The sequence below is a fragment of the Paenibacillus sp. LRG-1 genome, assembly GCF_057220305.1.
Genome location: NZ_CM170126.1, coordinates 5,129,024 through 5,154,058, shown reverse-complemented (window position 1 = coordinate 5,154,058; position 25,035 = coordinate 5,129,024). Strand labels below are relative to the sequence as shown.

Annotated in this window: 19 protein-coding genes; 15 read left to right on the top strand and 4 right to left on the bottom strand. The window is 44.3% G+C overall.

The annotated features are described in order from the left end of the window. Nucleotides 1-12 precede the first annotated feature (12 nt). The 11 genes from ACUUJN_RS22940 to ACUUJN_RS22890 all read left to right on the top strand — a co-directional run bounded on the left by ACUUJN_RS22940 (nt 13) and on the right by ACUUJN_RS22890 (nt 13,902). Nucleotides 13-945, top strand: coding sequence for an ABC transporter permease (locus ACUUJN_RS22940; protein ID WP_023990422.1), 933 nt, complete (start codon nt 13-15; stop codon nt 943-945). Nucleotides 946-968: 23 nt separating this feature from the next. Next, nucleotides 969-1,946 (top strand): ABC transporter ATP-binding protein, encoded by a 978-nt coding sequence (locus ACUUJN_RS22935; protein ID WP_484668960.1) that lies wholly within the window; start codon nt 969-971, stop codon nt 1,944-1,946. After that, entirely contained in the window at nt 1,943-2,947 is a 1,005-nt protein-coding gene (locus ACUUJN_RS22930; protein ID WP_053326145.1) for an ABC transporter ATP-binding protein, read from the top strand. The genes ACUUJN_RS22935 and ACUUJN_RS22930 overlap by 4 nt, the downstream gene beginning before the upstream one ends. Nucleotides 2,948-2,992: 45 nt before the next feature. Next, the gene (locus ACUUJN_RS22925; protein WP_028541765.1) at nt 2,993-5,017 is read left to right on the top strand and encodes a S9 family peptidase; all 2,025 of its coding nucleotides are present in this window, start codon (nt 2,993-2,995) and stop codon (nt 5,015-5,017) included. Beyond that, nucleotides 5,010-5,477, top strand: a complete 468-nt coding sequence (locus ACUUJN_RS22920) for a hypothetical protein (protein WP_028541766.1) — start codon at nt 5,010-5,012, stop codon at nt 5,475-5,477. Before ACUUJN_RS22925 ends, ACUUJN_RS22920 begins: the two co-directional genes overlap by 8 nt. A gap of 186 nt (nt 5,478-5,663) precedes the next feature. Next, the gene (locus ACUUJN_RS22915) at nt 5,664-6,902 is read left to right on the top strand and encodes a sensor histidine kinase (RefSeq protein WP_028541767.1); all 1,239 of its coding nucleotides are present in this window, start codon (nt 5,664-5,666) and stop codon (nt 6,900-6,902) included. Continuing rightward, entirely contained in the window at nt 6,899-7,549 is a 651-nt protein-coding gene (locus tag ACUUJN_RS22910) for a response regulator (protein WP_023990417.1), read from the top strand. The genes ACUUJN_RS22915 and ACUUJN_RS22910 overlap by 4 nt, the downstream gene beginning before the upstream one ends. Nucleotides 7,550-7,750: 201 nt before the next feature. After that, the gene (locus ACUUJN_RS22905; RefSeq protein WP_034095099.1) at nt 7,751-9,142 is read left to right on the top strand and encodes an efflux RND transporter periplasmic adaptor subunit; all 1,392 of its coding nucleotides are present in this window, start codon (nt 7,751-7,753) and stop codon (nt 9,140-9,142) included. Beyond that, nucleotides 9,139-12,249 (top strand): efflux RND transporter permease subunit, encoded by a 3,111-nt coding sequence (locus ACUUJN_RS22900; protein ID WP_023990415.1) that lies wholly within the window; start codon nt 9,139-9,141, stop codon nt 12,247-12,249. The genes ACUUJN_RS22905 and ACUUJN_RS22900 overlap by 4 nt, the downstream gene beginning before the upstream one ends. 167 nt (nt 12,250-12,416) lie before the next feature. Then, on the top strand, nt 12,417-12,878 hold the full coding sequence (locus ACUUJN_RS22895) for a MarR family winged helix-turn-helix transcriptional regulator (protein WP_028541769.1): 462 nt from the start codon (nt 12,417-12,419) through the stop codon (nt 12,876-12,878). Then, complete coding sequence (locus ACUUJN_RS22890; protein WP_028541770.1) at nt 12,865-13,902, top strand: threonine aldolase family protein; 1,038 nt, start codon at nt 12,865-12,867, stop codon at nt 13,900-13,902. The genes ACUUJN_RS22895 and ACUUJN_RS22890 overlap by 14 nt, the downstream gene beginning before the upstream one ends. Nucleotides 13,903-14,125: 223 nt before the next feature. On the opposite strand, the gene ACUUJN_RS22885 is transcribed toward ACUUJN_RS22890, so the two are convergent. Then, the gene (locus tag ACUUJN_RS22885; RefSeq protein WP_023990412.1) at nt 14,126-14,965 is read right to left on the bottom strand and encodes a helix-turn-helix transcriptional regulator; all 840 of its coding nucleotides are present in this window, start codon (nt 14,963-14,965) and stop codon (nt 14,126-14,128) included. 188 nt (nt 14,966-15,153) lie between these two features. On the opposite strand from ACUUJN_RS22885, the gene ACUUJN_RS22880 reads away from it, so the two are divergent. Together ACUUJN_RS22880 and ACUUJN_RS22875 are read left to right on the top strand one after the other, a co-directional pair. Then, a complete protein-coding gene (locus ACUUJN_RS22880) occupies nt 15,154-18,462 on the top strand; it encodes a pectinesterase family protein (protein WP_341063828.1) in 3,309 nt (1,102 codons plus the stop codon). A 189-nt stretch (nt 18,463-18,651) separates the two neighbouring features. Further along, nucleotides 18,652-19,869 carry a macrolide family glycosyltransferase gene (locus tag ACUUJN_RS22875; protein WP_023990410.1) on the top strand — a complete coding sequence of 406 codons (1,218 nt, stop codon included), beginning with the start codon at nt 18,652-18,654 and terminating at the stop codon, nt 19,867-19,869. A 7-nt stretch (nt 19,870-19,876) separates the two neighbouring features. Here ACUUJN_RS22875 and ACUUJN_RS22870 read toward each other — a convergent pair whose 3' ends face one another. Then, a complete protein-coding gene (locus ACUUJN_RS22870; protein ID WP_484669770.1) occupies nt 19,877-21,103 on the bottom strand; it encodes a sugar efflux transporter in 1,227 nt (408 codons plus the stop codon). Nucleotides 21,104-21,347: 244 nt separating this feature from the next. On the opposite strand from ACUUJN_RS22870, the gene tnpA reads away from it, so the two are divergent. Both tnpA and tnpB read left to right on the top strand, forming a co-directional pair. Continuing rightward, on the top strand, nt 21,348-21,485 hold the full coding sequence (tnpA, locus tag ACUUJN_RS22865; protein WP_397344732.1) for an IS66 family insertion sequence element accessory protein TnpA: 138 nt from the start codon (nt 21,348-21,350) through the stop codon (nt 21,483-21,485). A 215-nt stretch (nt 21,486-21,700) separates the two neighbouring features. Further along, nucleotides 21,701-21,952: an IS66 family insertion sequence element accessory protein TnpB gene (gene tnpB, locus ACUUJN_RS22860; protein ID WP_071558214.1), complete on the top strand. Its 252-nt coding sequence runs from the start codon at nt 21,701-21,703 to the stop codon at nt 21,950-21,952. Between the two features lie 196 nt (nt 21,953-22,148). Here the strand turns inward: tnpB and ACUUJN_RS22855 are convergent, their stop codons facing one another. Further along, nucleotides 22,149-23,654, bottom strand: coding sequence for an alpha/beta hydrolase family protein (locus ACUUJN_RS22855; RefSeq protein ID WP_023990408.1), 1,506 nt, complete (start codon nt 23,652-23,654; stop codon nt 22,149-22,151). Nucleotides 23,655-24,084: 430 nt separating this feature from the next. After that, nucleotides 24,085-24,858 (bottom strand): alpha/beta fold hydrolase, encoded by a 774-nt coding sequence (locus ACUUJN_RS22850; protein ID WP_028541773.1) that lies wholly within the window; start codon nt 24,856-24,858, stop codon nt 24,085-24,087. Nucleotides 24,859-25,035 lie beyond the last annotated feature (177 nt).

Here is a 25,035-nt window from a genome sequence, read left to right as displayed (position 1 = left end):
GGAGGGGGAAGCGTGGCAGGCATTCATGATGTACAAGCCCTTGGTCCAGATCTAAACCTGGATGGCAAAAAGCAGACACAACCGTCCGGTATCGGACGCATATGGAAGCAACTGTTACGAAGTAAAACCGGAACAGTCGGCGCAGTAATCTTACTGCTCGTTAGTTTAACGGCATTATGTGCCCCTATGCTGGCCAGTCACAATCCTGCGGAAATTGACCCGCTTAACCGTCTGAAGCCGCCTATGTGGCTGGATGGTGGATTGCCGAAACATTGGCTTGGTACAGATAACCTAGGACGAGATATGTGGAGTCGTATCGTATATGGAGCGAGAGTTTCGCTTATCGTCGGTATTGGTGCAGTTCTGGTCTCAGGCACCATTGGCGCAATCCTCGGCCTCCTCGCCGGGTTTTATGGTAAATGGGTGGATGCCACCATAATGAGAGTTGCCGACGCCTTTTTGGCTATTCCGGCTATTCTGCTGATGCTGGTTGTCTTGGCCGTGGTAGGGCCTGGCATGACTACGCTCATTTTCGTCATTGGGGTTACAAATTGGGTTTCTTATACGAGAGTTGTCCGGGGCGAGGTATTGAGTATCAAGGAACGAGACTTTGTTAAAGCAGCCAAGGCGATTGGCTCTAAAAATAGTAGGATTTTGTTGAAGCACATTTTACCGAATGTCCTGTCTTCGTTTATCGTCATTTCCGGTATGAATGTAGCAACGACGATTATTATGGAAGCTTCTCTTAGTTTTCTCGGGTTAGGGATTACACCGCCGGCAGTGTCTTGGGGTGGCATGCTGAGCGATGGGAGACAGTATATAGCCACGAGCTGGTGGGTGGCAACGTTTCCCGGTCTGGCGATTACCATCACAGTCCTGGGCGTCATTTTTCTCGGTGACTGGCTTCGCGACGTGTTAGATCCCCATATGAAAGCGAAAGAATAACAGAAAGCGGGGGATCGGAAAAGATGACCACGAGATTGCTTGAAGTGAATCATTTGAAAACCTACTTTAAAACGGAGGATGGCATCGTTCCTTCAGTCAACGGTGTCAGCTTCACTGTGAATCCAGGCGAAACAGTAGCTATTGTTGGAGAGTCCGGTTCCGGTAAAAGTGTAACCTCCTTGTCTATTATGGGTTTAGTGGCAGCACCAGGTAAAGTCGTGGGCGGGGAGATTCTGCTTGAAGGACGAGACTTGCTCCAATTGTCCAAGGGAGAAATGCGCAAATATCGGGGAAACGAGGTATCCATGATTTTTCAGGAGCCAATGAGTTCGTTGAATCCTGTATTTACGATTGGCAACCAAATCAGTGAGGTCATCCGGCAGCATCAGAAGCTGAGCAAATCCGAAGCACGGCAGAAAAGTATAGAGATGCTGGAAAGGGTAGGTATACCTGGCGCGTCGAAAGTGGTAGGTTATTTCCCACATCAGTTGTCGGGAGGAATGCGTCAGCGGGTGATGATCGCAATGGCCTTGGCCTGCCAGCCAAAACTGCTCATCGCTGATGAGCCGACGACGGCTCTGGATGTAACGATACAGGCTCAAATTTTGAATTTAATCCACAAGCTGAGCAAGGAAGAGAATACAGGCATCATTCTTATTACCCACGATTTAGGTGTCGTCGCGGAAATGGCTGACCGGGTAGTCGTGATGTATGCCGGGGAAGTAGTCGAGGAAGCGGACGTATTTGAATTGTTCGAAAAGCCGGGCCATCCCTATACGATCGGACTGCTAGGATCACTCCCTAAGCTTACGGAACAGAGGGAATGGCTGGATTCGATTCCCGGTACCGTTCCTAATATGATGCAGATGCCGAATGGTTGTCCATTTCATCCCCGCTGTCCTTATGCCCAGGAACAGTGCACAAGGATTCATCCTGAAATACAGGCCAAGAATCCAGGACACTATGTCAGATGTTTACGGATGGAGGAGGTGTCAGTATGAACGAGACAGCACAGAAAACACCGCTTCTCGAAGTGAATGGGCTCAAGAAATATTTTCCGATGAACAAGGGCTGGTTTTCCAGAAAGAGCGGTTATGTACGGGCGGTTGATGATTTGAGCTTTAAGGTGATGCCAGGAGAAACCTTAGGTATTGTAGGGGAATCAGGGTGTGGCAAATCAACAACAGGACAAATGATTACACAACTGCTAGAACCCACGGCAGGCGAAATTCGTTTTCAAGGGCAAAGCCTGTCTGATTTAACAGACGAAGAAGTCCGTAAAGTCAGACGAGATTTACAATTTGTATTTCAAGACCCGTATTCCTCTTTAAATCCAAGAATGAAGGTTTTTGATATCGTCGCGGAACCGCTGCAGGTACACGGGATTGCTAGAGGCAAGGAGCTTAAAGCTGAAGTTTTTCGACTGTTGGAAACGGTAGGGTTAGGCGCGCATTTAGCGGATCGGCATCCCCATGAATTCAGTGGCGGGCAGCGTCAACGGATTGGCATAGCGAGAGCACTGGCTATGAAACCGAAGCTCATTGTTTGTGATGAACCTGTATCCGCGCTGGATGTGTCAATTCAGGCTCAGATTTTGAATTTGTTAAAGGAGCTTCAGCAGCAGTTCCAGCTTACCTACATTTTTATTGCCCACGGGTTGCCCTCCGTCAAGCATATTAGCGACCGCATCGCGGTGATGTACTTGGGCAAAATCGTGGAGCTTGCAGATCGTGACGAGTTGTTTGCAAGACCGCAACATCCGTATACAAAAGCATTGCTTGAGGCAGTGCCTGTTCCTGATCCGAGGCTGCGTAAAGAACGGATCACATTGACGGGGGAAATCCCCAATCCTGCCAATCCGCCTTCGGGCTGTACTTTTCACACGCGTTGCCCCTATGCACAAGAGATATGCCGACTACAGAGTCCATTGCTCGAAGAGCATACTCCAGGACATATTGCTGCCTGTCATTTTCCCCTGCATGAGCAGGTGGCTCACGAATAGATGAACTTTTGGAAGTAGGCGTTAACCAAAAAAAGGAGGCTACTCATGAATAAACGATCAATTGTACCGGAGGATTTGTACGGATATCAGTGGATCAGTGATCCCACAATAAGCCCCGATGGAACGATTGCCTACGTCAATAAAAGCATAGATCGCCCAAAGAATGACTACCAAACACACATCCGTGTCGCATCCCTTCTTGGGAACGACGATCAGCCGTTGACCGGTGGCCACAAGGATTCGGCTCCAGCTTGGTCACCCGATGGATTACAGCTAGCTTTTTTACGTCTGGCGAATGGAAGCAAACAGCTATGGACGGTTCCGGCTGAAGGTGGAGAGGGACAGCAGCAGACGGAGGTGAAGCGGGGAGTGGGTGCATTCGTCTGGTCACCGGACGGAAAGTATATTGTATTCACAAGTATGGTGAGTATACACGCTGAGCGGGAAGCCATGGGGCTTGAGGAATATAGCAAGCAATCCGGTGAGCGGGGACGTATCGTGGATCGTACCACTCCCAAAGCTGAAGGATCGGGCTGGTGGAATGGTCTATTTAGTCATTTATATGTATTGGAGCTTGAAAACGGCCGGATCACGCCAATAACGTCGGGACCTTGGAATGCATCTTACCCTGTATGGTCCACGGACAGCAAGCAGATTTCCTTCTTGTCCAAACGTGTAGACGACGACATGAAGGATGCAGACATGCTTTCGTTTTCGGATGTGTATACGATCGATTGCGACGGCGGTAATCTGGTGAAAGTTACGGATTCCAGCTTGGCGATTAGCCAATTTTCGTATGCCCCAGACGGCAAATCTTTGACTCTAATCGCCAGTGATCGCATTTATGGAAGTGGTAGCCAGAATCGACTATACACCGTGCCTGTTACGGGGGGAGCCCCGGAACTATTGGTTCCTGAATTAGACATGAAAATCGGCAACTTCGCCTTAAGCGATATGAAATCATTTGGTCCGTCTCCATCTCCGTTATATGCTCCTGCACGATTGAAGCCAGAAATGTATGTGCTCGGGACGTTGCAGGGTGCTGTTCATATATACCGCATCACAATGGACGGGGATGTTCAAGCGGTGACTGGCGGAAGTGATAGAGATATCTATCAGTACACGCTATCTGATGACGGCCGCTATTTGGTTTTTGCTGCACTTGATGTGGACCGGCCAGGCGAGCTGTATCAAATGAATCTGGAGACAGGGGAAGAGAAGCGACTTACGCACCATAACGACGATCATATGGCTTCCTTGCAAGTGAGTTCACCAGAGACGTTTTGGTTTGAGGCTTCGGATGGCTTCAAGGTACAAGGATGGATTTTCAAACCGGCCGGAATGGTACCGGGGGATCAGGTTCCTTTGATCTTACAAATTCACGGCGGACCCCATGCGATGTATACCGGCACGTATAGCCATGAAATGCAGACGCTCCTTGCGCAGGGATATGCCGTGCTCATGACCAATCCGCGCGGTAGCTTTGGTTATGGTCAGGATTTTGCTCAGGCCTGCCGGGGGGACTTTGGGGGAGGAGATTATCGTGATCTGCTGGACGCCTTGGACTTTGCGCTGAACCAGTTTGATTGTATAGATGAAACCAGGCTCGGGGTGGCTGGCGGCAGTTATGGCGGCCTGATGACCAACTGGATCATTTCTCACACGAACCGATTTCGAGCTGCCGTTACGCAACGCTGCATCTCCAACTGGCTCTCCTTCTATGGCTTGAGCGATATTGGTATTTCCTACACAGAGGGAATCGTTGGGGCTAACCCGTGGGAAGATCCTGAGCTACTCTGGTTCAAATCCCCATTGGCACATGTAAATAGCATTGAAACTCCGTTGCTGATTTTACACGGCGAGGAAGACCTGCGCTGTCCTGTTAGCCAAGGGGATGAGTTGTTTACGGCTCTTAAGCGGTTGGGTAAAATAACACGCCTCATTCGATATCCCGGGTCCAATCATTCATTGCTAAAGAGCGGTAAACCGTCCCTTCGTGTGGATAACTTTGAACAAGTGGTGGCTTGGTTCAATTCCTACTTGAGTAAAGGAGTATACTCCAATGAGTAAAGTGAAATTGTCCATCCCAGTGGCCTTTCTGATCGAGAACTTATGTACGAGTGGTGAACCAAAAGACGTCATCATTGAATGTATCAAAAAACAGGATTTCACTCCTTTGCTCGACAAGGTTAAAGAAAAAACAATGGATTTCAAAGAACGTTGTCAAACGGCAGAAGACATAGGAGACGAGTGGGAAGAAGCGATCCTTAGTGGTTATGAATTTAAGTTTTTACACATCAATGGATTGAAAAGGCTGCTTTATTTTCGTTTGGATCGAGCCCTAGATCGCGATTATGAGCAAGATGGGATCACGTTGAAAAATCTGTATCTTGATCCTATCGAAATTGATACTTTACAAGGGCTCATCGGCAGACAGTGGCAGGTGATTGCTGAAGACAATGAAGCTGCAGGTAACGTGCAGAGGAGAGTCAGCATTAAGCTTTTATACCGAAATGAAGATGATTCTTAAAAAGCAAATAGTATTTAATGCCCAAACGTACAAATGATATTGCCCATGTGTACGTTTTTTTCTTTTTGTTTTTTTGTAAAATAATATATAAATGATTTCTGTTCAAACTAAATGGACCAGGCGCTCTCATAGCGGCGTTGTCTCTAATAAGTTGAAAAGCCGAATTCAGAATTGTAGGAGGGAATTATGATTGATGTATTCAATGAACAGATTCAAAATCTAGATCCAGAAATAAGTGAAAGTGAAGGTGAATTTGAGAAGAAAGATATTTCAAAAGTGTTAACTATAATATGGATTTTTATAATTTATAGTGAGTCTGTCATTCTTCAACATTTGTCCAGCGGTCTAAATCTGCCGCAAAGTGTCTTATTCACTGTAATCATCATATTGCACATCCTCTTGTACTTGCATGCTCAAAGAGTTGCAAAATATTTTTCATGGGCTTATTTTGTTGTGCAAGGGGGATTGATCTTTTCAAGTGCATTTCTTCTACCTGAAAGTTTCTCCATTGTACTGGTTGGGTTAATGCCAGTTTTGGTGGGTCAGAGTATAGGCATTTATTACAAGCCGCTTAAGGTTATTCTTGTATTTTTGATCTCCTATGTACTTTTTTGTGTGGCTGTGGTCTGGCATAATGATGGCAAGCAATTTGTGTTGTTCATCCCGCTATTTTTTCTAATTGCAGTTGTTATAGTAGCTTATGCCGTTCTTTTTCTCAAACAAGTCAAAGCACGAATCCGAACGCAAAACGTTCTTAAAGAACTTGAAATTGCACATCAAAAGGTCGAAGAACTTACAATTGCTAACGAACGACAACGTATGGCCCGTGATCTTCATGATACGCTGGCTCAAGGGCTTGCTGGGCTAATCATGCAACTTGAAGCCATTGATGCCCATCTGACAAAAGGAAGTACGCAAAGAGCTCAGGAGATCGTCCAACAATCGATGTCACAAGTGCGAAGAACATTGTCTGATTCAAGGCGAGCTATAGACAATCTGCGTTCGAAAACCATCTCGGAAGTTGATTTTGCAGAAGCAGTGGAGGAAGAAATACAGCGATTTACGATGGCTACGAGCATTCGTGTAATACGCAACATCAAAATTAAAGCTTCGGTTCCCAGACTGGTGTTCGAACATGGATTGTTTATTATAAGCGAGTGTTTAACCAACGTAGCGAAGCATTCACATGCTAATACCGTATGGATTAATATTTTAGATAACGAAGGCAAGATTGAAATCGAGATTCGCGATGATGGAAAAGGATTTGATACGGATATTATTGCCAAGCAAACAGGGCATTACGGAATAATAGGTATACATGAACGTGTACGGATACTGGGTGGAAAAATCAATATTAGCAGTATATTTCAAGAAGGTACAGCTATAAAAATAGAGGCGCCTCTTACTAAAGGAGACCTATCATGAAATACAAGATTTTAATTGTCGACGATCATTGGGTAGTTAGAGAAGGATTAAAGCTGGTGCTGGAGACCAATGACAGTTATGAGGTTATTGGTGAAGCCGGAGAAGGTGTAACGGCTCTTAAATTGATTGAAGAACTTCAGCCGCATGTCATATTGTTGGATTTATATATGCCACAAATGAGTGGTTTGGAAACCATGAAAGCCCTCAGAGAAAAACAAAATGAAACACCAGTCATTATCCTGACGACCTATAACGAAGATGATTTAATGATTAAAGGACTCTCTTTGGGAGCAAAAGGATATTTATTAAAAGATACCAGTCGAGAAAATTTATTTCGCACTATTGAGTCTGCGCTAAGGGGGGAAACGCTGCTTCAGCCAGAAATAACAGCAAGGGTATTCGCTGCCACGAATAAGAGAGAAGCTGAGATAGAGTCACACGAAAGAAACTTAGTTCTGACTGATAAGGAAAAGCACATATTAAAGTCTGTTGCACATGGTTATAAAAGTAAGGAAATTGCGTTTGATATGGGAATTTCCGAGCGTACCGTAAAGGCACATTTAACGAATATTTATAACAAGCTTGGTGTTGATTCCAGATCCGAAGCTGTTGCTGTTTCGTTGGAACGTGGTATTTTACAGCTTTAGAAATAATAACTGAAAATATGTTATTTATTTGCCCAGTCGTACATAAGGTGCTTGCCCCTTTGTACGATTTTTTTGTTTGTTCATTGTTATAACATGAAAAAAGAATGAAAAAGTTTACTTGACCCACGGGTTGCTGATAGCACCTTTAGAAGAGAGAATCAGAGAGGATGACATTAGTTGAAGAGAAAAGGAATCAGAATAATGATTGCAGGGGTTGCATTAGCTATAGTAGCTTCTGGTTGCTCCAGTGCAACGGAGAACTCTGTAACACAAGCCAGTCACCCGGTAAAAGTGGAGAAACTTGCAATGAAACCTTTGGCCAATGATTTTAATTTGGCGGGGACATTGCAGGCAAGTAATGAGGCCAATGTTTCCTTTGAAGCGGATGGACGTATATTGAACACCATGGTCGAGGTTGGAGATTCAGTAGAAAAAGGGAGTGTCCTTGCGAAGTTAGATACATCTGCTTATCAGTTACAGCTGGATCGGGCAAAGGCAACCATGGAAAAGGCAAAGGCTGGTGTTAGCCAAGCGGAGGCTTCTGTTCAATCGGCACAGGCGGGCATTCATAGTTCACAATCCCAGGTCAATGCGGCCCAATCCAAATTACAGGAATTGAACAATGGCGCCAAAAAGCAGGAGATTGCACAGTCTCAAAATGCGGTTACTGTAGCAACTAATAATTACAACAAGAAGAAAGCGGATGCCGCACGGTCCCAAAGTCTATTCCAGGCAGGTGCAGTATCCTTAACGGAAAATGAGAATGCACAGCTGGAATTAACGAACGCACAAGAAAGTTTAAGTGATGCGCAAGAGAAATTGTCTCTTTTGCTTGCAGGGGCATCCCAAGAACAACGTGCACAAGCTTCGGCTGGGGTAGATCAGGCCAGAGCAGGGCTGGAGTCAGCTAGGGCTACTAGGCAACAAGGGATAGCCAGCAAAGCCCAGGCGCAGGCTACCTATGAGGATGCATTGGCTGCTTATGAACAGTCATCCTTGTCACTGAAAAAAGCTACTTTAACCTCCCCGATCACAGGTGTTGTGATTGAAAAAAAGATATCTGATGGTCAACTGGGCTCCAGCGGGAGTGAGGCATTTGTTGTCGGGAATATCAAGACTTTAAAAGTACTCCTCCCCGTACCGGACAGTGAAATCTTATCTTGGAAGAAAAACCAAAAAGTAAATATGTCTCTCTATGATGAAATTAGAACAGGGACTGTTACCCAGATCTATCCATCGACTAACTCCAAAACGGGAAGCATCAATGTGGAAGTTAGCATTCCCAATCCTGAACTGAATTGGAAGCCTGGTCAAGTCATTAGTGCTTCTAAAAGCATGAATCAAAACGAAGCGCTTTTAGTACCCGTAGAGGCTGTAATTAGTACGGAAAATGACCCGTATGTCTTTAAAGTTGTGAATGGAAAGGCCGTAAAAGCCGCGATTAAACTGGGGAAAGTGACTAATAATCTACTCGAAGTGGTCTCTGGGCTACAGGCAGGCGATCAAATCGTTACGCAAGGAGCAGGAACCTTATTTAATGGTGATTTAATTGGGAATGATGTACTTGGGAAATCGGAGGAGTCGTCCGAATGATTAAATATATCGTTAAAAAGCAGAAAATCACACTTATTTTCTTTGGCATGTGTATTTTGCTAGGGATTTACAATTTTGCATCGTTACCTAAACAGGAGATGCCCGACGTTATTCCTATGTCAGCCAGTGTCACAACTGTGTATCCAGGGGCCTCACCTGAAAGAATCGAACAAACCATTACGAAGATATTGGAACAGAAAATTAAAGAAGTGGAGGGTGTCAAAACTATTTCTTCCACTTCATCTAAGGGCCAATCTAGTATAAGTATAGAAGCTTTGGATGAGGCAAATCCGACAAAAGTGTGGGCCGATCTTCGTACAAAGGTACAGGATGCGCAGTCTGAACTTCCGGACGATGCGATGCAGCCCATTATCAATGATAGTATGGCAGGCTCCTTCATCGGGTCATACGCAATCACTTCTGATAAAGTTGAAAATTTATATGCGTTAAATGAATTGATGAATAAATGGAAAGATCAATTAAAAACGGTCTCAGGAATTTCAAAAGTTAATATTCAAGGAATTCCAGAACAAGAAGTACGGATAAGCCTGAACACTCAAAAAATGCAGCAATATGACATCTCCTGGGAACAGGTCGTTCAAGCCATTAAAAATGAAAACGATAGAGTGCCTACAGGAAGTCTGGATTTCAATCAGCGTACGTATCAGTTGACAGTAGATGCTTCAACTGATCCCAATGTTTTAAATAATGTTCAGATTTCAAGCAACGAAGAAGGGTTCCCTATATCCTTGAAGGATATAGGTTCAGCCTCGCTTGTTTTAAAAAAAACGGGGAGTTATACGTATGTGAATACCAAGCCTGCTATTTCAATCAGTTTGAGTGGAGATAAAGGCACAGACGTACCAACGGTATCCAAAGCGGCAACAGCCAAAATCAACGAACTTGCGAGTAGTTTACCTAAGGATGTACATTTTGAACTACTTTTCGCTCAAAATGACCGTGTAAGTGAAATATTTGGTAATCTCTCCAAAGAGATGATGATTGCTATTGCATCGGTTATTGTGATTTGTACATTAGGTTTGAACTTGCTGACCTCTGCATTTGTGGCCTTGGCTATCCCTGTTTCTATTGCCATCGGTTTTATTGTCTTGCCGATGACAGGAACGACGCTGAATCAAATTTCAGTCATCGGATTAATCATCGTACTGGGGATACTGGTTGATGATGCCGTTGTGGTAAACGACAACATTGAACGCCGACGCTCTGAATTTGGGGAAGATGCTACGGAGGCGGCAATTAAAGGAACGAAAGAAGTATCCTTATCGATCATTACAGCCACGCTGGCTACGGTTGCAGCATTTGCCCCGCTTTTATTTCTACCGGGCAATATGGGAGACTTTATTAAACCGATCCCTACCGTTATTTCGTTAACGATGCTGGCCTCCATGATTATGTCGCTTACGATCATTCCTATTTTCCGTCAATGGTACGATAACCGTCATAAAGGTAAAGAACGTAGCAAACCGACCAAGCCTCCAGGGCTTCTTGGCAATCAAATTCAGTCCCTCTCTAATGTATACGCTAAAAACTGGATGCCGAGAATACTGCGTCGACCACTTTTCACTGCGCTTATTGGTCTTATGATTGGTACGGCAGCTTATGGACTGCTTGCTATTGTGCCCATTCAATTATTTCCTGAATCGGACCAACCGGATGCCACAATCAACGTAACGATGCCAGAAGGAACGTCGTTGCAGGCAACCAATCAGGTTATAACCGAGATTGAGAACTGGGTTAAAAAGCAGCCAGAAACCGAACATTTGGCAGCAACGGCAGGTGGTGGAGCACCTCAAATGTACAGCGATATAGTAGCTGGTAGTGGCTCCGTGGGAGCGGTACACGGACAACTTACTGTTGTTGGTAAAGAGGGAGTCTTTGATATCAAAAAAACAGTGGACAGCTGGACAAGTACGCTGCAAGCCAAATATCCAGCAGCATTAATAAGTATACGTGTTCCTCAATTAGGCATCCCAGTCGGTAGTGCAGTATCTGTCCGTATTAAAGGAGAAGACCTTGGAAAGTTGCAAACGATGACCACAAAAATAAAAGAAATTGTTGCGGGAACTTCTGGAGCTGTAGATGTGACCGATAATATGGGGATGCAAAGCTATAATTTGAATTTTCAAGTCAACCAGCAGGCCTTGGATAAATATCAGGTCAACTATTCCAACTTAACCCGCACTTTGTTGCTAATGGGTGACGGAGTGAAGGTCACGGATTTTGACACGGGTAAGGAACTGCTGGATATCAATATGTACATGGATAAACCTAACCATGATCCTGAGGTGTTATTCCAACAGCTAAGTGTCACTAATGCGGGAGGAGAGCAGATCCCGTTATCCCAGTTAGCAACGATGAAACCGGACTTTTCCATTCAGCAAATCCACCGCTATGATTTGGAACGGACGGTAACGATCTCCGCCAATGCAAAAGGGCGTACGGCTACGGAGCTCACCCAGGACATCCGTAGCAAGCTTACAAGTACACATTTCGATTCGGGGTACACTTGGGAAATGGACGGGGAAACATCTACGCAGACCGATTTGTTTAAGGATTTAGGCAAATTAGCCGTTATCGTTGTTTTTCTCATTCTGCTCTTGATCACCATGCAGTTTTACTCGGTTTCCACACCGATCATTATAATGACGACTGTGTACCTGGCAGCAGCAGGAGGAGTGCTTGGTAGCTTTATTACAGGTATGCCAATTGGTTTTATGAGTATTATGGGTATCATTTCACTTGCCGGTATCGTCGTGCGCAATGGTATTGTATTGATCGAGTTTATTGAAGATGCGCGGCGTGAAGGCGCAGAATTAACAGAAGCCATCTTAATGGCATGCTCTGCCCGTTTCCGTCCGATCTTGCTCACCTCGCTAACTGCGATCGTCGGAATGATACCGATTGCTACGATGGGAGAAATTCTATTCAAGCCATTGGCAGCGACCATTATATTCGGACTGATTTTTTCAACCATTTTAACGTTGTTTGTAGTTCCGACTCTTTATATGGTCGTAGCTCATCTGAAGCTGAAACGGAAGCATAAGAAGGAAAAGGCTATAAATAGCGATAGCTCAATGACCTTGTAGGTAAATATAGAAAAGAATATACTTCATTTTTCCTTATTATTATGAAATCGTACATTAGACGAGTGTCTTAATGTACGATTTTTTCTTTTGTGATTATTATTTCATTGACAGAGTCCACAAAAATCATTACTATAATTGTTGCAAAAGTCCACTAAATTGGGGGAGTTATGATCAATATAAATGCTAATATGATAGCGGATATGAGGCGTTTTAATCGGTTCTATACGAATATACTGGGGGTTTTAGATAGACATGTGCTGGATAGCGGATATTCCTTTACCGAGGCCCGTGTCATTATAGAGATCGGGTTGATCGAGCCATGTATTGCGAATACTCTTGTCGAATCTCTTAAAATTGATCGCAGCTATATGAGTAGGATCATTGCTAAATTTTGCAAAGAGGGCTTTCTTGTTAAGGAAAATTCAACGTTGGATAATAGAACAAATCTGATTCGTTTGACTCCTAAAGGAAAGGAGTTCTATAACCAACTGAATGAAAGGTCTGATGAACAAATTCTAAAATTAGTTCAAGGACTTTCAGAAGAAGAGATAAAGGAATTACATGCTTCTATGTTGTTAATTCAGAAGAAATTGGATAATTTGGAGAGGATACAGAATGATACGATTTGAATGCGACTATACCGAAGGTGCCCATGAGCGCATATTAAAGCGACTACTGGAGACTAATGATGAACAAACTCCAGGTTATGGTGTGGACGATCATTGTGAAAAAGCCAGAGCATATATTAAAGAAGCATGTGACTCCCCAAATGCGGATGTACACTTTTTGGTTGGAGGTACACAGACCAATACCACCGTCATTTCTTCTATTCTGCGTCCACATCAAGGCGTCGTTGCGGCAGTTTCTGGACATGTTGCTGTTCATGAAACCGGAGCAATTGAAGCTACTGGACATAAAATACTTACTTTGCCAAGCGGGGATGGGAAGATCCGGGCCGAGCAGGTACAAGATTTGTATGACGCTCACTGGAATGATGCCGCTCCTGAGCATAGTGTACAGCCCGGTATGGTTTATATTTCCCAACCTACTGAAAATGGAACGATCTATAGTAAATCAGAGCTGGAGGCATTAAGTAGAGTCTGTCGAGAGTGTGGTTTACCACTGTTTATAGATGGAGCCCGATTAGGTTATGGCTTGGTGGCCGAAGATAGCGATGTATCTTTAGCAGATATAGCGAAGCTATGCGATGTATTTTATATTGGTGGAACCAAAATTGGAGCCTTGATGGGAGAAGCAGTAGTCATTCTAAATGGTACATTGAAAAAAGATTTTCGATATATGATCAAGCAAAAAGGAGGGCTGCTGGCTAAGGGAAGAATGTTGGGCATTCAATTCGAAACTTTGTTTGAAGACGGTTTATACGTTGAAATTTCCAAACACGCTATAGATATGGCCATGCTGCTTCAAAACGGATTATCTGAGCAAGGGTTTTCTTTTCAATACCGTTCTACAACCAATCAGCAGTTTCCGATTTTACCAGATCGTATACTAAAGGCATTGAGTGAAAAATATACTTACTCCTTTTGGGAAAAGGTTGATGATGCACATAGTGCTGTTCGATTCTGTACCAGTTGGGCAACGAAGAAAGAAAATGTTGAATTGCTAATTCAGGATATTAAAGCATTGCGATAAAGGTCATAGAAAGAGTAATTTATAATTTTAAAGATGTAGAATGACTATGTAATAGCCATACTTCGTTGCATGCATTGCAGCGAAGTATGGTTTTTTTTGTGCATTTTACTTATTCCAAAGTGGCTTGTCTTTAGTTCCATGAAAGAGCAAGTGGATATAAAAATGGAAAAACAAGACAAGAGCGGAGGTATAAAATCGGCGTCTAATTCTTTACACTGAATATCTACCGAACCTGCTTGCGGTACTGAAGAGGGGAGAGCCCAGTTATTTTTTTGAAGATTTTATTAAAGTGGGAAGCATGACCGAACCCGACATCCTCTGCAATATGCTGGATTTTGTCCTTGGTGGTTCGAAGTCTGGTTTGGGCCGCCCTGACCCTCACTACGCGGATGTATTCGCTGAAATGAAAACCAGTCAACTTTAGAAAGATACGGCTTAGGTACGCTGGACTAATGAAAAAGCAGGCGGCCACTTGTTCGAGAGTTAACGGTTCATTGTAATGATCCTGAATAAAAGAAGAAATTTCCGTGATTTTCTGATGCATGGGATGAGAGGAAACAGGTTCACTACGCTCGATCGCTTCCGATCGGTGCACCAGGATCAGCATTTCCAGCAGTAGATGCTGTACGCAACGGTCATGCAGAGGCTGCTTATTCCTGCATTCGGTATTCATCTGTAGGAATAAACGTTCAACTTCCACTTGCTCTCTCGCAGGTAAGCGAAGCAACGCGGATTGCTGATACGGCGGCAGGTCAAGAATGTCATGATCCTGCTGTGGGAGAAACGTCGGAGAAAAATGAATCAAGATGCGCTCTGTTTCCTGCAATTGCGTACTGGCGGTAGAGTGCAAGTCATGAGGAAGGATGAATATCAGATCCCCCTTGCGAGCGGTGTATACCTTGCCATTCATAAAATAGATGCGTTCGCCTCGCAGTAAGAGATACAGCTCATAGTTCTCATGGACATGAGGCCGGGGCATGACTGTGAAACCGGTACGATAGATGTGATGAATGGAGAATTGTTGTTCGCCAATGACATATTTATCTTCTTTCATTTCATTCATGTGCTTCTTCCTTTACAAATTAAGATAAGTAAGCGCATTCATATACCAACAGTATATATGACAACCTGCCAATGATAAAAGCAGAAAAGATTGATGAAAGGAGGTGAAGGCGCTTCTGAACGTCTCGAATCGTGTTTTTATAAAAATATGCGCTGATGTGGAAGAAAATCTTAGGGAGGAAACAGAATATGAGCAAGCAGCGTACATGGAAAAAGGTGCTATGTAATGTGGTTGTGGGTTCATTGTTGTTGACCTTGTGCCCACCACTAATCCAAGCGGAGACTGCGGTAGGAACAGAGAATGCAAAGGTGTCGAAAGTAGCGACGGATATTCCGGCGTTTCCGGGGGCTGAGGGTGGCGGTAAATATGTTACCGGTGGACGCGGAGGTGAAGTGTATGAGGTTACCACGCTGGCAGACTACGGCAAAGGGGAACAGATAATACCCGGATCTCTTCGCGCAGCGGTCAGCTCCGATAATCGGACGGTCGTATTCCGGGTGGGTGGAACGATTCACCTCAAGGAGCCACTTAAAATCTTGGGAAACAACCTGACGGTTGCTGGTCAGACAGCTCCTGGCGACGGTATAACTGTAAGCGATTACACAACAGGGATTGATGCAGATAACGTCATTCTCCGTTACCTGCGTTTCCGATTGACCGACCGTTACCCCAGTGAGGATGACGCGTTAGGGGCCAGATACCATAAAAACATAATGATTGATCACTGTTCCTTTAGCTGGTCGGTGGATGAGGTACTGAGCCTGTATGACAACGTCAATACAACGGTACAATGGTCTATTGCGTCGGAGAGTATGCTAATGACCACGCACCAGAAAGGTCGCCACGGCTATGGCGGCATATGGGGCGGACGAAATTCCACCTATCATCATAACTTGTTGGCTCACAATGCAAGCCGTAATCCGCGTTTTCCAACCGATAAAAAACAAATAGACGCTGTGGAAATGACTAATAATGTCATTTATAACTGGGGATTTTTCTCTTCGTACGGCGGAGGTGAAGGATCGTATAATGTGCTAAATAACTATTATAAGTATGGCCCCAACACATATCAGGACGTTCGCGGTCAAATCTTTGTGGACGTGGGTAGTAAAAAATATAAAACACGCATCTTTATTGGTGGTAACTACATGTACGGCAATGACTCGGTTACAAAAGACAACTGGCAGCTTGGAACATCCATTGGGTCAATTATTGATCCTTCCACCCGTTTGGCGGAGCCGATTGAAGTTAGAGGGGAATACGACAACGGAATCTCACCAGATGCGTATGGTCCATATCAAGCGACAGATGCACAAACCGCATATACTGAGGTGCTTGCCGGCTCAGGAGCCACGCTGCCAAGAAGAGATGCGGTGGACGCTCGAATTATGAATGATGTGAACAATGGAACGGGTGCGTTTATTAACTCTCCGCGTGAAGCAGGGTGGATTTATGACGATTATAACGTAACGACGACGGAGCTTTCTGACAGTGACCATGATGGAATGCCGGATGAATGGGAACGTGCCAATGGGCTGGACCCCAATAATGCAGATGACCGTAACGGTCAGGGGCTTGCCGGTACAGGGGCGTATGCTCATTTTGCCAAGGGTTATACGAATCTTGAGGTCTATTTAAATGATCTTATTGAGAAGCTAGCGAATGGAAATGAGGTGGATAATCCAGAGGCCGTCGTTCAGGTGTCGGATGCAGACGGACGTCCACTAAAGCATAACGATATTTTGGAAGCAGGCCGGGATGCGACCATAACAGCAACAGCCAAGGATAAAGATGGTATTGCTCACGTTGAATTTATCATTGACGGCAAACTTGTTGGTAAAGTAGAGACCGCACCTTATCATCTGGATTGGAATCATGTAACAGACGGTACCCACAATATTATTGTACGGGTGACTGACCGCAAGGGGACTGCTGTATTTTCCAATCCTGTTACCATTCACGTCAATACGACTGCGCCATCGGGAAGTTGGCTCAGCGAAGAGATTGGCTCTGAGGGCAACGATGGTTATATAAAAGGGCATACTCAGGTCTTAAAAGAAGATGCAAGCGGTAGCAGCATACGACTGAAGTCAGCGGGAGACGTTGACGGTAAGGCAGATATTTTCCATTATGCTTATCAAAAATGGGAAGGTGACACTGAGATCACAGCCCGTGTGGAACAAATTACCCCGGTGGATGATAATGCCGAAGCGGGTGTAATGATTCGTGAATCGCTGAAGCCTGGATCAAAAATGGCTTTTATGTCTTTAGCATTTGTTAAATATGGCAAACAGGGTATTCTTATCAGTCGTGATCAAACGGATGGTAAGACGAAACGTGCGTCAATGGAGGCTTTTATTACAACGCCATATTCGGTTCGTCTTGTACGACAAGGACAAAAGGTTACCGGCTGGGTATCCGCAGATGGTGTGGCGAACTGGGAGAAGGTTGGTGAAACTGTTATAGATGTGCCGGATAATCAGCCGCTATTGATCGGGTTGGCTACCGATGCATCCAAACAACAAAACGATGTATGGAATTACAATACGTCGGAATTCAGCAATGTCACCATCCGCAACCTGACAGACTCAGGAGGAACTCATCCCACTAGTGTGGTGGTAGCGACCTATGGCCCTGCTGACTTTAGATCTCTTCAGGCAGCTATTGACGCAGTCCCTGACGACAGCAACACAAGGACAGTTATCCATCTCAAAAACGGTACGTATCGTGAAAAAATAAAGGTGAATTCCTCCAAAAAAAATCTGAGCATTATCGGAGAAGATCGCGACAAAACGATCATTTCTTTTGATGATACGGCCAAAACCGTGGTGGACGGAAAAGAATTAGGAACAAGCAACAGCTATACAATGCGTGTGCAAAGTCCCGATTTTGTGTTGGAGAATGTCACGGTTGCCAATACAGAAGGAACTGGGCAGGTGCAGGCTGTAGCGTTATATGCCGAAGGCGATCGTGGTAAGTATCACAATGTCAAAATTACCGGCCTACAGGATACGTTGCTTGTGAACCGTGGCAGACAGTATTTCAAGGACAGCTACATCAGTGGCAGTGTAGATTTTATATTTGGCAATGCACCTGCCGTGTTTGATAATTCGATCATACACAGCCTGCGTGCTGGATATGTGACAGCAGCTTCAACAGAAGAGAACAAGCCGGGCTTTGTATTTATTCAATGTCGGCTGACAACAGAAAATGGCTTGACAGGCAAGGTGGATCTCGGACGGCCATGGCGCCCTTACGCTCATGTTACTTTTTTGAAGACCTATATGGATGACCATATCAAGCCGGGCGGCTGGAACAATTGGGGCAAGGAATCCAATGAGCAGACCGCAAGATTTGGAGAGTTTGACAACTTTGGGCCAGGTGCAGAAAGTAGCGGGCGTGTACCTTGGGCCAAACAGCTTACCGCCGATGAAGCAAGCCAGTACACCGTTGAAGCTGTTCTGAGCGGGACAGACCATTGGGATTGGCGTCTTTAAATTTGATGTTCAATGGTTAAGCGGGGCAAGCGCTTCTAGCGTTCAGCCTCGCTTATTTCTATAGTTTGAGTAGAGGATACATACTTAATTTTCGGTGTTGAAAATACTTGTTTATATGGTAAATGTTTGCTATGTTAAAAGTGCATTTATTTCAAATTGTAATTTATTATTGATTTGGAGGTGTAAGGTATGGCACGTGTGTTAGTAGTGATCACGCCTGCTGAAGGCCATGTTAATCCGACACTAGGATTAGTGAAAAGGTTGGTAGACAGTGGGGAGGATGTTGACTATGTGTGTACGGAAGAATATCGTACGAGAATTCAACAGACAGGAGCACAGATGATCACCTACCCTTTTGTTGATGATGCTTTTTCTAAAGACTCTGATTTAAAGCCAGCAGAATACAAACATCATTATCAATTTGTGTACATGATGGTAAAAGGTATGATTCTTCCGATTATTCCAGAGGTTTTGAGAGTTATTGAAAACAGAACCTATGATTATTTAATCTATGATTCTTTGATGGGCTGGGGAGGCACGATTATTGCACAGAAGCTAGGAATCCCTGCTGTGTGCTCTATCGCTTCTTTTGCTTTCGTAGAGCCGTTGGGATCGGGACAAGGCATGAATGACAATGATCCGGAGGTAAAAAAGTTGTACACGGCTACGATGCAAATAACGCATCAACTAGCTAATGAGCTTCAGGTTGACGCTCCGGCTATAGAAGAGATTGCTCCTCATGGCGGGCGCTTAAGAATAGTTTATACAAGCCGCTATTTTCAACCGCAAGCCGAAAAACTGGATCACAGTTTTATTTTTACAGGTCCTTCTATTGTACCGCGTAAAGATGCTCCATCTTTCCCGTTCGAACAACTTCGTGTTCTGCATCCACAGGCGGTTTACATTTCAATGGGTACTATTTTGAATAAAGACTTGGAATTTTATAAGCTTTGTTTTGCAGCATTTCGCGATTTGCCTGTGCAGTTTGTGCTGTCTTCAGGCAATTATACAGACATGGAGCCATTGGCCCCGTGTATCCCTGACAATTTTATAATCAAGCCTTATATTCCGCAATTGGAAATGCTTCAGCATGTGGACGCTTTTGTTACACATGCGGGGATGAACAGTACAAGTGAAGCCCTATATTACAATGTACCGCAGGTCATGATTCCTTTAACATCGGATCAGCCGATCGTAGCCAGTCGGGTGCAGGAACTGGGAGCGGGTGTTGTTGTGGATAAAAATGAGCTTACACCCGCTAGTTTGAGAGCTGCCTTATTAGAGGTATTGAGTCATCCAACCTATAAAGAACAGGCTCATGTGATCGGCGAATCATTACGCCAGGCTGGTGGGTATAGACATGCTGCAGATACAATTATGAGTCATTTCTCCACCATAGAAAAATAAGCGCAGTCTATATACTGTGATTCCTTTCTTTTAAAGCAGCAGATTTTTCAAACTCTAATTTCTTCGAAATTGCCAGGAGACCAAGGGAGCAGATGATTAGGGCCAAACATACCCAATAGGTGTTTCGGTAACCAATCCATTGAGCGGTTAATCCGCCCATCAAGCTCCCTACCAGTCTTCCGATGGTTGTCGCATTGGAATATAGCGTCGATGCGTACCCTGGAAGAGAGGGCAACAAATCCTGCATGTAACTAATGCCAATGGCAGAAATCACTGCAACAAAGAAGGCTAGAAGAAGTTGCCCCACGAATAGCTGCCACATCTCCGTAGACATAATAACAAGGATATAATAGACAACTCCTGTTAATGCCCCTAAAAATACAAGCAAACGGTTGGAGTATTTAGCTGCTAGTACGCCTAGCATGAGCATCAATGGGATTTCTAAAATGGCGCAAATACTGGATACTAGAGCAACGTCACTCGTGTCACCTTTTAAATTGTGAATGATGAACAAAGAAATATTTAAATTGTTCATCCAGTGAGACGTATAGAGCAGAGTAAGAACTAAAAAGGGGATCAGAATCTCAATATTTTTATGTAATGTAATGTTATGAAGTGAAAGTTGATTCTTATGTTTAAGCTGAGCGGGAGGCTGCTGGATAAAAAAGAATAAAAGAACAGCAATAAGAACAAAAATAGAGGTCGTTCCCATAAAGATACCCTTAAAGCCCGTATGTGCAATCAAAAAGGAACCAAAAAGCGGCCCGGTAATAAAGCCAAGAGAAAACATAGACCGAAGCGTTGAATTAGCAAAGGCGTGATCCGCAGATTTACTGCGATCTACTGCTTCACGTGCACTGGCAAATAACTGCGGCATCCCAGGAGCACCAATGGCCGTAAAGATCGTCATATAAACAAAAAGTACATAAAAATTTTGGATTACAAGATATCCTGCAAATGCTACGGCATTAAATAACGTACAAATCACCAAAATTTGTTTACGATCTAATCCGGTATCAGAACGTTTGGCAATCAGAGAGCTTATCCATATGCCACAAATCAAAGTCACCGCTGTAAACACACCAAAGGTTCCCACAGATACGCCAAGTGTACTTGTAAAATATACAGCTAAAAAAGGTGCGCTGATGGATATAGCCATGCCTTGCAATAACATGCAGATCATGAACAATGGGTAGTTAGGGATAACGAAAAGATTTTGAATACGCTTTAGCATTTCTTTTTTACACCCCTTCGGATTTAGTAGCAGAAACATTTCTATCCTTCCTAAACTATATATGATTTTAGTATAAAATGTATATTTACATGGTGTGAAATATTATATATTATTTTTCACTTTGAGGACCAGGTCAATATACAGGCAAAGATACAGTAACAGGCTAAGAGTCAAACTCTCCATACCTTCAACTACTAACCTAGCTATGAGATCATGAGATTAACCTGAATACGGAGGGTAACTCATGAATGCCAAAGAACAACGCAGACAAGATTGGCATACACGTATCGCAGCCTATCGGGCAAGTGGCCTCACGATGAAAGCTTGGTGCTCCGCAAATCATTGTTCTGTCGAACAATTGAAATATTGCTGTACAAAATAAAGCGGTATCATCCTCAGCTACTCCAGATCCAAAGACTTCTCCCGTACAGTTTGTACCTCTTGCCACTGTAGATCCACCTGGCAGCGTTTCTCCTTCTCTAATCCTTCATATCGGTGAAGCCAGTATCGAGCTTCATTCCCGCTTTGACCCAATGCTTTTGCGCGAAGTGATTCACGCGCTTACTTCACCATGCTGACCTTTCCAAGCATCAGCGTGTGTTTCTTGCTTGTGGTTCCACCGATCTGCGCAAGTCGATCGACGGACTTGCTGCCATCGTTCAGGAAAGCTTTGGTCTGAATCCGTTCTCCTCCGGCTTATTCGTATTCTGTAACCGGGCATGCAACAAGCTCAAAATTCTATATTGGGATCACAATGGGTTCTGGCTTTACTATCGCAGCCTAGAACGTGGCAGATTTCAATGGCCTACAGGCAAGGAAGAAGTAGTAGCCATTTTACTAAGGTGGTAACGCTGATGTTATGTTTTTTGCTACTTCCACACGGCTGCTCTGTCCTGCTTTTAACTCCTGTATGATGGCTAGTTTCTCAATCGCATTGTATTCGTTCTTCTTAGACAAAGGAAAACTCCCCTTCAAGTAGCGGTTTATTTATTAAACCTGTCTACTTGAAGGGGAGCATATCAAAATCGGTAGCCTGTTCCGTAATTTATAATAGCGAGGTTACGAACTTCACCTCCGGAAAGCGGCTATCCGGTCCTTTCATTAAGATTCCGCCTTGATTTTTCAGATACCTATCGAAGAAATCCAGCATATAGGCATTGATAACGGAGTTCGCTCTTTCGGGCGCAATCTTTCCTGTAATGCCCAGCATTTTGAAAATCGGAGAAATGAACTGTACGTCGGCAAAATTCAAATGCTCCGTATTTTCGATATAGAGGACTTGTCCTCCTTCGTCGACCGTTTCGCGCATCCGTTCAAGCTCCAACTTTTTATCTTCCGTTACTTGATCCTCCCACTCTCTTGTTGAGCCCATATGGTTAAGCTCTGCATCCGTGTAGACCCGGTTATCCATCACCATTTTTAATTTTTCGAAATAGCTTTCCGAGTTGATGAACAAAAACGGCTTTCGCAGACCCTCTCTGTCACGCAGTCGATAAAGCCCTCCATCAAGGTCTATTCCAACCGCGATTCGCGGATCGTAAGAAGCGTCATAGGCCGTCGCTCCGCCGATGGAATGACCGAACACCCCGACATGACCAAGATCAATTCTCCCTTTTAGATGACTTGGAATCTGTCCCGATTGGATGAGCTCGAATTGGTCCAGCGCAAACGCCACATCGCCGGTTAAAACTTGTCCCAATTTGTCGCGATTTCCTCTACTCGTCTGGTAATCATGGTCGGGCGAGAATAAGTCGTTGGTTGTGCTGGTCGTGATTCGCCCGTCCGGAAACTCGGTTGCAAATGTATTGTAGGTGTGGTCGATCACTGCCACGATATATCCATGACTCGCGAGATTTTCGGCTTGCGACGTGTGGAGGTACCTGGAAGAGCCGTTGCCGGGATTCGCAAGGATCAGCGGGTATGAAGTCTGTGCCCAAGAGACTTCGGCCCCCGAATAAGCATGACTGGGTACGTACTTCAGGTGTTGAAAAGTAAACCCGGGAAGGCCATAGTCCGCGGCCATATAACGTAAAATCTGGGTTTCGGGAATAAAGGGAGCATACTTGCCGATGCCAGCTTGAGCTGGATACCATACCTGAACCATCAATTCCCTTTTGCCTGTCGTGGTTTTGCCAAATGTCTCCTCCCGGCTTGGATCGATGAAATGAAAGACTTGCGTACCTACCTTCAACTCGCCGGTTGGCGCCGGAAAGTCGAATACGGGAAACACATAGAGGAAGCACCCCGTTGCGATTAGCCCAATCACGATAAAAAGGCGGCCCAGCACCCTACGGATTCGCGAGGCAGTCCGAACGACTTTCAGCGTTATGAAAACGTCTATAAGTGAGAGCATAAGCATCAGGATCGTAAATCCGTATAAAAATAAAAGCTGAACCCTGTATCCTTCGACAAGCAAATGTATCACTAAAAAAATGGAGCCTGCTCCGCTTGTCAGGAGCAAAGCTGGTTTTCGAATACGTTGATTGATAATGAACAGGAGTGCCAACAAACAAGCACTTGAAAAGAATAGCAGCATTTCAAAAAACCTCACGCCAACTCCCCCTTAAAAATAATCCTATCAATGGATTAGTATAGAGGAGCAGCTAGGTTGATACCATTGATCTAGATGACAATTGCCTAACACTCTTGTAAGGTTGCGCGACGATGGCGCAGAAAACGGCATGTAATGTGCTGATTCCTGCCTTTCGGCCGGGGTTGTTTGTTTCACAATTGTGAAGACAGCTCAATCTCCAATCTCCGATAAAATGATTTTCAGAACTCAGCTTCTTGCTTCGTTTATGGAAGGGTTCAAAGGCGAGATTGACCGAAACACCTCGGTCAGCATCACTTCCGCTAACTTGTTAAATCATAATTCAGCATAACTTAGCCCTCATTTAGTTGAACAGGTGGGGGCTACTTGACGCTTACGTAACAGGAGTGGGATGTAGATATGTATGTGGAATTTTCCTGTAGGATTTACCTTAAAGACTGAAGCGATCTACGAACTGCTTGATCAGTTCATTCAATAATCCGGCGGCCTTCGTAGGAAGGCGATGATCAGCTTTCTTAAGGAAAACCAGCTCACTATTTGGTAATTGTTGATGCAATATTTTGGCATAGGGATGAAAGTGCTTATCTTCTTCACCATAAACGAGCAGGACAGGAAGCTGGATTTCCTTGAGCCGAGAGGTGCAGTTGTACTTCAAGCTGTAACGGTAATATTGTTCGACATTCCTGGGATTTCCCTGCTTCGCATCGTTGAATAACTTACGGAACAAAGATAGCTGTTTCGTTTGTGACCAAGCAATAGAAAGGGCAAGCGTACCGACTGCGCCGATTTTGGAAAGAGCAAGGCCCAAAGAAATTTTGTTTCTTAGTCGCCATTCGTTTACTTCCGACATTCCACTGATAACAATGCCTCCCCATGCCCGATCTGGATAAGTCAAGAGGAACTCAAGTACTATCGAGCCTCCGGTAGAATATCCACACAAAAATACTTTATCTAAGCTCATCCGGTCCATCAAATGTTTAATATCCAGGGCGATGAGAGGATAAGTAACCGTTTGTTCGGAAGGCTGACTTTTACCGTGTCCTCTGATATCAAAAGCTATAGTTCGAAAATCGGATGATAACTCTTGGAATTGGTGTGTAAAATTTAAGCTTGTGAGTACTGGAGGGTGAATGAATAGGATGGCCATTCCTTCACCAGAATCCATGTAATGCATAGAGTATTCGTTTATGTTTGTATTAGCCATGGTTATGCTCCCTCCCTGAATGGTTTGATCTTAAATTTGGCCTATTAGATCCAAAAAATTCATGGAGGCGTAACTTTAATTGCTTGTATGAAATACCTTTGTCCCGATGATCCAATACAGGAATAATATTTTTAGTACAAGAAAAAAATAAGAGGATCAAGTTTTTCTAAGAAAGGG